The following is a 9,190-nucleotide window of genomic DNA, read 5'->3' on the forward strand; positions in this document are numbered from 1 at the left end:
GGGCCGGGGCTGTGGCGGTGCCGGTGCCGGTGCCGGTGCCGGTGTCAGCGTCCGGGTCCGGGTCCGGGTCCGGGTCCGGGTCCGGGTCCGGGTCCGGGTCCGGGTCTGACACGTCGTCACCCAAGCCTGCGCAGCGGCAGACGCCCCCTAGCCGGCGACGCCCGTTCACCGACCTGGAAGACTTCGTGCGCCGCACCGACCTGTCCCAAGCCGCGCTCGAGGCGCTCGCCACGGCCGGGGCGTTCGCGTGCTTCGGACTCACCCGGCGTCAGGCGCTGTGGCAGGCCGGAGCTTTGGCGGGTACCCACGCCGGGCACCTGCCGGGCACGGCCGGAGCCGAATCGGTACCCGCACTGCCTGAGATGACCGTCGTCGAGCAGACCTTCGCCGACCTGTGGGCCGGCGGCGCATCCCCCGACTCGCACCCGATCGCGCACGTACGCGAGCAGCTGGCCGCCAGCGGCCACCTGTCCATCGCCGAGTTGGCCGAGGTCCCGGATCGGCACCTGGTGCGCATCGCCGGGATCGTCACCCACCGCCAGCGCCCACCCACCGCCGGCGGCGTCTGCTTCCTGTCCCTGGAGGACGAGACGGGACTGGCGAACATCGTGTGCTCGCCCACGGTGTGGGAGCGGCAGAAGAAGGTGGCCTTGGACCACGGAGCGCTGCGGATCATCGGCCACCTGGAACGCTCCGACCACGGCGACGGCGCGATCAACGTCGTCGCAGGTCGCCTCGAGCCACTTCGCGTGGCCGCTCAGCCCGCACGCATGCGCGGCCGAGATTTCCGATGAGGGTCCGATGACGGCCCGATGACGGCCCAATGAGTGTCCGGTGAGGGGAGGTCTGACCAGGTCCTGAAAATGAGCCACGTGGTGAAAATGCAAGGCGTCCGTGACCTCGCCGCGCTACCGTGACACCCGTGAGCACCCTGATAAGGGCGACCTGTAGGCGAGCCGGGCCCGGATCGCGCCCGGCGACGGCCGTGTGCGGCACGGAGCTCGATGACGCCGAGACGGGGGTCTCAGTCGTGGGACGTGCCGCTGCGCTGCTCGGGACGGTGAAGGCGCTCCGCATGTCTCGCGCGTTCCCCGCGGGAGCGGGGATCGGCTCGGGAAAGTGGTGTGGCTCGAGAACGGGGTTCGGCATGGGAAACGTGCAGGCCATGGAATCGGTTCTCATGGAATCGCTTCTCATGGGATCAGTTCTCAAGGCGATGACTCGGTTGACGGGGGAGCAGTGTCCGGTATGACAACCACAGCTGACGGCGAATCGGTACTCGGGGCGGGCGCTGGGGCAGGGGCGGATGCTGCGGCGTCCGGGATGAAGAAGGCAGCGCTTGGCGCTGCGGTGCCCCGGATGAGAGCAGCGGCCGGCGGGGCTGATGGGGCTGGAACTTGCGGACTCGACGGGAGTGACACGGCTGATCTGACTGGCCGTTCGATCCGGACTAGCCGTTCAACGCGGGCTGGTGGGCGGGCGGCCCGGACCGACCAGAGTGGCCGGACCGAGACAGGCCGGGCCGATCAGACAGGGCGGGGCGGCCGGTCCGACGGACGAGCTGTGCTCAAGGCTAAGCTGCCGACTGACGCGGGGTCAGTATTCGGCACAAGGGCCGCGCATAGCGGCGGATCGGCGCTCAGGATGCGAGCTGTCTCCGGTGTGGGATCGGTGCTCGGCATGAGCGCCGTACCCGGTGTCGGGCCACTAGTCGGATCTCTGCCTGGGACGAATGCTGTACCCGGTGGCGGACCGTCAGCTGCGCCTCTACCTGGAATGAACGCCGTACGAGTCGCCGGACCAGCGCTCGGGATGAAAGCTGTACCTGGTCTGGGCGCTGCATCGGGCAGGGGAGCCGTATCTGGCAGGGGACCGGTTCATGCCGTGGGCACCGCGCCCGGCGCCGTGGGTACGGCACCCGACATCGAGACGCTGTCCGACACAGGGATGATGCTGACCACTCCGCCGCACAGGCACGATTCGTCCACACTCGCGTGCCAGCCCAGTCCGGCAGCCGTGACAGCGTGGATCGGTGCCGGACCCGGACTCAACGAGCCGGCGGGATTCGCCGTCGACTTGGACCGGGTGCTGACCGTAATGCCCCGACGGAACCTCATCTCGCCGAACGTTCCCAGTCCGTCCGCGGGCTGGCGGCGCAGGCGCGGACGCGGACGCTGGTCAAGCGGTCCGTTCGCGGGAATCGCCTGGCCGAGCGTGTCGCGGATCTGGGCGCGCGGCAAGAGATGGCAGCGGTAGCGCGGGCCGACAAAGGACAAAAGTAGTACGGGTCGACAATGGCAGCGCGGGTCGACAACGGTAGTGCGGGCGACGTCGAAACGGCGACGTGGCAGCGGCGGACGTGGCTAGTGCAGTGCTCCGATCTCACCTGCCCTCGCGCATGTCGCAGTGAGGCGTCGCGCCGTGCGTTGTCCCTTTTCCCTCGTCCGTTTGGCGTTGTGTGTTGTGCGTAGTGCGTCGTGCGGAAGCCGTGGGTCGTACGGCCCGTGGTGTCGAGTGTCGTTCGCACTGGTCTGCGAGGTTCGGTTCTAGGCTGGGGCGACACCGAAGCGCAGCAATCGGAGGAGGCACCCATGGTGGCGGAACCGAGCGAGATCGCCGAAGTCCTGGACCACCCGCTCAGCCGGGAACTCCTCGCTCTTCCGCTGGCCCGGTTGGCCTTCGTGGCGAAGGACGGCACGCCCCGAACCATTCCGATGGGCTTCACCTGGAACGGCTCGGAGATCGTCATGTGCACGGCGACGAACGCTCCGAAGCTCAAAGCTCTGCGCCGCAATCCGGCCGTCGCCCTGACCATCGACACCGAGGCGTTTCCGCCGAAGATCCTCCTCATTCGCGGGCAAGCCGAACTGGACGTCGTCGAGGGCATCCCGGAGGAGTTCCTGGCGTCCAACGGCGTCAGCACGATGACGCCCGAGCAGCGCACCGCGTGGGAGACCGAGGTGCACTCGCTCTACGAGGGCATGGTTCGGATCGTGGTGGCGCCGACTTGGGTGAAGCTGATCGACTTCGAGACGACCCTCCCGAGTGCGGTCGAGGAACTGATTCGCCGACGCGAAGAGCGCGGCCAAGTCTGAACCGCCGTAGCCAGGCGATGACCGGAACAAGTCTGAACCTCAGTCAGGCGACACCCTGGGCCGGATCGAGTCTTTGGCCTGGAATGGTCGCCAGAGGATCAGTCCCTGTTTTTTGCGAGCCAGGCGTCGGCCACGATCGCCTCGAGCTCGTCGTAGGTCGGCGACCAGCCCAGTTCGTCGCGGATGCGGCGGGTGTCCGCGAGCAGGATCGGAACCTCGCCGCGTGACGGGCGGTGCTCCACGGGGACGGGATGGCCGCTGACGGTGCGCACGGCGTCGACGATGTCGAGCACGCTGGCGCCGACGGCGCCCACGTTGAGCACCGTTCGCCGGTCCGGCCGCGCGTAGGCCAGGGCTGCGGCGAACGCGCGGGCCACGTCGTGGACGTGCACGAAGTCGCGCACGGCGGTGCCGTCGCCGTTGACCGTGAGGCACGGCTGCGATCCGGCCGCCACGGCCATGGCCTTCGGCAGGATCGTCTCCACATCGCCGATCCGGCCGCCGACCGATGCTCCGGCCGCGTTGAACACCCGCAGGACCACCGCCCCGAAGCGGCCGTCCAACGGCGCGTCCAGCACCACCCGCTCCGCGGCGCGCTTGGTCACGCCGTACGCGTGTGTGTCGGTGAGCGCGAGGTCGAGGCTCTCCGGGATCGGCTGCACGCTCGGCGCGCCGTAGACCGCACCCGAGGACGCCAGGGCGAACCGGACGGCGCGCCCCGAGCGGGCGGCTTCGGCGGCCGCCGCCGCGACCACGGTGGCCGTGCCGATCTCGTTGACGTCTCGGTACTCTGCCGCACGCTCGGCCGCCTCGCGCACGCGTGTGAGCGCCGCCAAGTGGCAGACGCCGTCCACACCGGTGACGGCTTGCCGCATTGCCTCGGGGTCGCGCACATCACCGTGCACCACCTCGACCGCGCCGCTCGGAGAAGCCACGGACACCGGATGTGGCGCTCCGTCGCGTCGCGTCGTCAGTGCACGCACTTCGTGTCCTTCGGCCGTCAATGCCCCGACGACCGCGCTGCCGACGTATCCGAATGCTCCGGTGACCAGTACTCGCACGCTGCTATGAAATCACCTCTGTGTGAACTTCGTCGCTGGGCTCCTTTGCACGTCCTCGTTTGGTAGGTGCTCATTGCGTATGAGCTCGCTTCGCACGTCTTCCCGCTGGCACGATCGGCCCGGCGCGGCCGGTCCGGCACAACCGGCCCAGCGTGGCCGATAGGGCACAACCGGCCCAGCGTGGCCGATAGGGCACAACCGATCCTGCGCGACCGCCAAGCTGCGCACTGCCTCAGTCGCGTACCGCTGAGGCGTAGGTGATCCACGGCCGCAGGTCACCGGTGCGCAGGTTGTCGAATCCGGCATCGCGGAACAGGCCGGGTAGGGCCAGGCGCTGGTCTTCCAGCATCGCCGGGCCGGTGAGCGAGCCGACCACGTGCCGCATCAAGCCGGTGCGGGGCGGGCGGAACTCGGCTATGAGCAGTTGCCCGCCTGGTCGTAGGACGCGGCGCATCTCGCGCAGCGCCGGCACGCGCAGTTCGGTCGGGAGGTGATGAACCATCAGACTGCTGGTGACGGCGTCGAACGTGCCGTCGTCGAACTCCAGGCGCTCGGCTGCTCCCACCGTGTACGTGCAGGTGGCCGATGAGCGCAGCTCGTTCGCGGTGTCGACCATCGCGGCCGAGGCGTCGACGCCGGTGACCGAGCCCTCCGGGCCGACGGCCGCGGCGAGCATGTTGCTCAGATAGCCGGTGCCGCAGCCGACGTCGAGGACGCGGTCTCCGGGCTTGGCGCCGCTGAGGCGGGCGACCTTGCGGAAGACCGCGGCCCGCCGCCCGAGGAAGAACATGGCGGTGAAGGAGTCGTACTTCCGGCTGTGATCGAGGGTGAAGCCGGGGGTGTCCGCGTTTCCCGGTGCGTGGTTGTGGCTGTGGCCGTGATGGCTCTGACCGTGGCCGTGGTCCTGAGCGTGATCTTGAGTGTGTTCTTGGGCGTGGAAGCGGCCGTGCTCGTGCTCACGCCTGCCGCCCTGGTCCTGTTCCGCGCCGGGCACCCGTGCCGGGCCGTGTTCCTGGCCGGGGTCCGGTGTGAGCTCCTGGTCGGGCTGGTGCGCGGCGTGCTGGTGAGCGCCGTGGATGCGGCTGGCGATGGACATGGCCCCTCCTTAGTCTCCACTAAGTACTCTTCAAACTTAGTTGCGACTAAGTTCGATGTCAAGTCTCCGGTACCATGGGATTCGTGACCGGCAAAGAGACCGTCGACCGCCCCGTCCGCCGCACTCGCCTGGCTCCGGCCGAGCGCCGTGCCTCGATCCTCGCCGCGGCCACCGAGGTCTTCGGTCGTGTGGGGTACCAGAAGGCGAAGATGTCCGACGTGGCCGCCGCGGTCGGCGTCACCGAGCCGGTGGTCTTCCAGAACTTCGGCACCAAGGCCGGACTCTACGTCGCCGTGATCGAACGGGCCGGTGAGCACGCGCGAGAGGCCTTCGCCCGGCGTACCTGGCACGGGACGGGGGTGCGCGGCGCGCTCGAGGACATCCTCTCGCCTGAGCACATCGAGGCGATGCACACCGGCTCGGGGCACGGGGTGCTGTTCGCGGACGCCATGAGCCTGATCGCGGATCCGGAAATCGGAGCCGCGGCTCGACAGGCGGTGGGTGTGCTGTCCGAGGCACTGACCGAGATGGTGAGCGAGGGCATTCGCACGGGCGAGCTACGGGCGGACCTCGACTCGGAGGTCGCGTCGTGGAGCATCCTGTCGCTGATGGCCTCGTATTACTTCCGGGTCGCCGTGATGCCGGACAGGGCGGGATTGCAGCAGGGTATTTCGGATCTCGTTCTCAGGGCCCTGGCCGGTGAGGATCGCGACGGCGCGGCAGCGGTCGGCTAGCGCGGCCGAAAACCCGCCGGATCGCCAGGATTTTCTTTAGTCGAGGTACCGATCACGCAGGGCCGTGGTGAGTGTGGGCACGTCGGCGCCGGTGGCCGCGATGTAGCCGCGGACGGAGCCGTAGTCGCGGGCGAGTTCGAGCAGGAAAAGCTCCATCGCGCGGGCCGGGGCGCGGAAGGCGTGGCTGTGCAGCGGGGACGCCGTGCCCTCGCGGTGCTGGGCCTCCCAGTCCGCCAGGAAGCGCGGGCGGACCTGCTCGGTGAGGGCGTAGTCCTCGACGATCTGCGCTTCCGGGACCCCCATCAACGTGAGTATCAGGGCCGCGATGATGCCGGTGCGGTCTTTGCCGCTCTTGCAGTGGAAGGCCAGCGGAGCGCTGTCGGAGTCGGCTATCAGCTCCAGGGCAGCGCGTATCTCGACCTTGCCGTCGAACGCGGTCTCCGCGTAGCGGTCGGCGAAAAAACGGTCAGAGGGCTGGCCCGGCTTGTCCATGGACTGGTCGTACGGATGGTGCTCGATGCTCAGGTTGTGCCAGGCGAGCTCGTCGGCACCGGGGACCCGGCCGTGGCGCTCGATCTCCCACGGGTACCTCAGATCGATGACGGTGCGCAGGTCCAGTTTCGCGAATCGCTGCAGATCCTCCGCGCCCGCTCTGTTGAGCTTGGACAGCGCGTCGGCCCGGTAGAGCAGGCCCGATCGAACCGTCCGGCCGTCTTCGGTGCGCAGGCCGCCGAGGTCGCGGACGTTGAGTAAGCGCTCGAATTCGATGATCCGTTCCACGGCGATCACAGTAGCGGACCCGGCCCTGGTAAGGTGGGTGGCGCCGGGCAGGGGCGGTCGGATCATCCAGTCCAGCGACGCAGCAGATCCAGCCCGGCAACCCGCAGATCCAGTCCGGCAACGCGGCAGATCCACGCCGCAGATCCAACGCCCCGGATCCTCAGCCGAGTTCGTAGTCGAACCAGATGCGGTGGGTGCCGTCCGCGTCGATGGCCATGCCGCCGGTGCCGCGGATCCCGGCGAGCCGGCCGGTGCCGCTGGTCGGCATGATCCGGAACAGGCTCTCGGGTCGGGCGGTCTGGCCGGTGGCGGGCGTGTGGGCGAAGTTGAAGGCGCCGTCACGGCCGTCGAGGGTACCTTCGAACGATTCCACGGCCACATAAGGGCTGCCGCCCGCGAAGTGGTCGAGGGCGGCGGTGAGCAACGTGGCCGAACGCCCGGCGATATCGCCCTCGTACTGCTTCCTGATGGTCGCCACCCCGACCGCACGGCCCGCGCGCACGGTCGGATCCGGGGCGTTCGAGGTCGGCGTGAATGCGACCACCTTGAAGGTTCCCGAAGCTCGCATGGAGCACATGATAGAGAATGCAGTCATGCGTGCGAGGTGGCACATCCCTGGGCCCCGGGCCCGAATGATCGCGTTGGCGACGGTGCTCACCGCCGCCGTGGGAGTATGCGCTGCGGTGACCGCGACGTCCGCGTGCGCCGCCGTGCCGCTGACGCAGTCCGGTGCCTTGGCCTCGAACACCCGCTTCTATCTCGACCCGCATTCGGCAGTCGAGTACTGGGACACGCACAACCCGACCAGTCCCTATCAGCCCGCCATCAACGCGCGGATCGCGCCGGTGCCCTCGGCCGTCTGGTTCACCAGCTACGACCCGGATCGCATCACCGCGCAGGTCAAGGACATCACCTCCGCGGCGGCCGCGCAGGGTACCGTTCCCGTGCTCGTGCTCTACGACATCCCGGACGTCAACTGCGCCTCGAATCCGCCCGGAGCGGCACCGAACGTCGCCGACTACGAGTCCTGGGCCACGGCCTTCGCCGCCGGCCTCGGCGGGCACAAGGCGATCGTGCTCGTCGAGCCGGACGCGCTCGCGTCCCAGTCCTGCCTCGCCACGCAGCAGGCGTCTCAGCGCGACGCCGCCATCGCCTTCGCCGGACGCGCCGTGCACAAGGCCGACGCTGCCGCCCGGGTCTACTTCGATGCCGGGAACTCGGCCTGGAATTCGGCTTCGGTGCAGGCGCAGCGGCTCGCGGCCGCCGATGTCGCGGGCAGCGCCGACGGGATCTTCTCCAACGTCTCCAACTTCCGCCCCACCTCCGACGAAGTGGCGTACGACGAGCAGGTACTCGCGGATCTCGGGGACCCGCCGGGGCTGCACATCGTCATCGACACGAGCCGCAACGGGAACGGTCCGGGCGACACCTGGTGCGATCCGACCGGGCGCGCCCTGGGCAGTCTGCCCACTGCCGATACCGGGAACGCGCTCGTCGACGCGTACTTGTGGATCAAGGATCCGGGTCAGGCGGACGGCTGCGCGGCTCCGGCCGGGGCCTTCGATCCGGAGCTCGCGTACGCGCTGATCGCGGACGGGCCCGGAGGTGCGGGGAAGTACGCGGCCAAATTCAACGCGTCGTCGAGTCCGACCGCACCCGGCACCGATGGCGCCCTGGCGCAGTCATCGCAGCCGGCGGCGGGTCAGGCCTCGAACACCGCGACTGCCGCGGCCGCAGCGGCCAAACAAAGCAGCTGCGTCTGAGCCGCGGCGCGGCGCGGCGCGGCGTGACGTGGCCCGGCACAGCTCAGCGATGCGCCGCGAGCCGGCCGAGCAGCCGTTCCTTGGCGGCCGGCCACTCGGTGTCGAGCAGGCCGTAGAACACCGAGTCGCGCCAGGTGCCGTCGTTGCGCTGCTTGTGCTTGCGCAGCACGCCCTCGCGCTGGGCCCCGAGGCGCTCGATCGCGGCCTGCGAACGCGTGTTGAGGTTGTCGGTCTGCCACTCCACCCGGACCGCGCCGAGGGTCTCGAAGGCGTACGTCATCAGCAGCAGCTTCGCTTCCGTGTTCACGCCGGTGCGCCAGTACGCGCGCGCCGTCATGGTGCTGCCGATGTGTACGGAACGCAGCCGCTCCTCCGGCGGGGAGAAGGACGTGGTGCCGATCGCGGTGCCGGTGCGCGGGTCGCGGTAGAGCCAGGAGACGCGCTGGCCGAGCGCGTTGCCGCGCAACATGCCCTGGATGTTCGCGGCCATGCCCGCCTCGTCGGCGGGTCGTGAGCCGGGGATGTAGCGCCAGATGTCCGCGTCGTCGAGGGCCGCGAACAGTTCCGGCGCGTGCTCGATCCGCAGCGGTTCGAGCGCGACGTGCTCGCCGGCCAGCGGCACCGCCTCGAGCCAGGGGGACGGGGCGATCAGGGGGTGGCG

General features: G+C 69.5%; 9 protein-coding genes. 4 read left to right on the forward strand and 5 right to left on the reverse strand.

Annotated features, from left to right (window positions below):
- Positions 1-41 precede the first annotated feature (41 nt).
- On the forward strand, positions 42-794 hold the full coding sequence (locus tag KDL01_RS35595; protein WP_307846751.1) for a helix-hairpin-helix domain-containing protein: 753 nt from the start codon (positions 42-44) through the stop codon (positions 792-794).
- 1,797 nt (positions 795-2,591) lie between these two features.
- Entirely contained in the window at positions 2,592-3,095 is a 504-nt protein-coding gene (locus tag KDL01_RS35600) for a pyridoxamine 5'-phosphate oxidase family protein (protein ID WP_212533104.1), read from the forward strand.
- A 98-nt stretch (positions 3,096-3,193) separates the two neighbouring features.
- Here KDL01_RS35600 and KDL01_RS35605 read toward each other — a convergent pair whose 3' ends face one another.
- Complete coding sequence (locus KDL01_RS35605; RefSeq protein WP_212533105.1) at positions 3,194-4,156, reverse strand: NAD-dependent epimerase/dehydratase family protein; 963 nt, start codon at positions 4,154-4,156, stop codon at positions 3,194-3,196.
- 232 nt (positions 4,157-4,388) lie between these two features.
- Positions 4,389-5,252, reverse strand: a complete 864-nt coding sequence (locus KDL01_RS35610) for a class I SAM-dependent methyltransferase (RefSeq protein WP_212533106.1) — start codon at positions 5,250-5,252, stop codon at positions 4,389-4,391.
- 74 nt (positions 5,253-5,326) lie between these two features.
- Between KDL01_RS35610 and KDL01_RS35615 the strand changes: the two genes are divergently transcribed.
- Positions 5,327-5,986 carry a TetR/AcrR family transcriptional regulator gene (locus tag KDL01_RS35615; RefSeq protein WP_281415783.1) on the forward strand — a complete coding sequence of 220 codons (660 nt, stop codon included), beginning with the start codon at positions 5,327-5,329 and terminating at the stop codon, positions 5,984-5,986.
- A gap of 36 nt (positions 5,987-6,022) precedes the next feature.
- Here KDL01_RS35615 and KDL01_RS35620 read toward each other — a convergent pair whose 3' ends face one another.
- Together KDL01_RS35620 and KDL01_RS35625 are read right to left on the reverse strand one after the other, a co-directional pair.
- Positions 6,023-6,766 (reverse strand): tyrosine-protein phosphatase, encoded by a 744-nt coding sequence (locus tag KDL01_RS35620; RefSeq protein ID WP_212533108.1) that lies wholly within the window; start codon positions 6,764-6,766, stop codon positions 6,023-6,025.
- A gap of 160 nt (positions 6,767-6,926) precedes the next feature.
- Complete coding sequence (locus tag KDL01_RS35625; RefSeq protein ID WP_212533109.1) at positions 6,927-7,334, reverse strand: DUF3224 domain-containing protein; 408 nt, start codon at positions 7,332-7,334, stop codon at positions 6,927-6,929.
- Positions 7,335-7,449: 115 nt separating this feature from the next.
- Here KDL01_RS35625 and KDL01_RS35630 point away from each other — a divergent pair, with 115 nt between their 5' ends.
- Positions 7,450-8,529 (forward strand): glycoside hydrolase family 6 protein, encoded by a 1,080-nt coding sequence (locus tag KDL01_RS35630; RefSeq protein ID WP_212533110.1) that lies wholly within the window; start codon positions 7,450-7,452, stop codon positions 8,527-8,529.
- Positions 8,530-8,572: 43 nt separating this feature from the next.
- Here the strand turns inward: KDL01_RS35630 and KDL01_RS35635 are convergent.
- On the reverse strand, positions 8,573-9,190 hold a 618-nt coding region (locus KDL01_RS35635), incomplete at its 5' end, for a GNAT family N-acetyltransferase (RefSeq protein WP_307846750.1).

Source organism: Actinospica durhamensis (assembly GCF_018139695.1).
In the GTDB taxonomy this organism is placed as follows: Bacteria; Actinomycetota; Actinomycetes; order Streptomycetales; family Catenulisporaceae; genus Actinospica; species Actinospica durhamensis.

Coding starts and splice junctions, on each gene's coding strand:
- KDL01_RS35600 (WP_212533104.1), top strand. CDS start 2,592: ATGGTGGCGGAACCGAGCGAGATCGCCGAAGTCCTGGACCACCCGCTC.
- KDL01_RS35610 (WP_212533106.1), bottom strand. CDS start 5,252: ATGTCCATCGCCAGCCGCATCCACGGCGCTCACCAGCACGCCGCGCAC.
- KDL01_RS35615 (WP_281415783.1), top strand. CDS start 5,327: ATGGGATTCGTGACCGGCAAAGAGACCGTCGACCGCCCCGTCCGCCGC.
- KDL01_RS35625 (WP_212533109.1), bottom strand. CDS start 7,334: ATGCGAGCTTCGGGAACCTTCAAGGTGGTCGCATTCACGCCGACCTCG.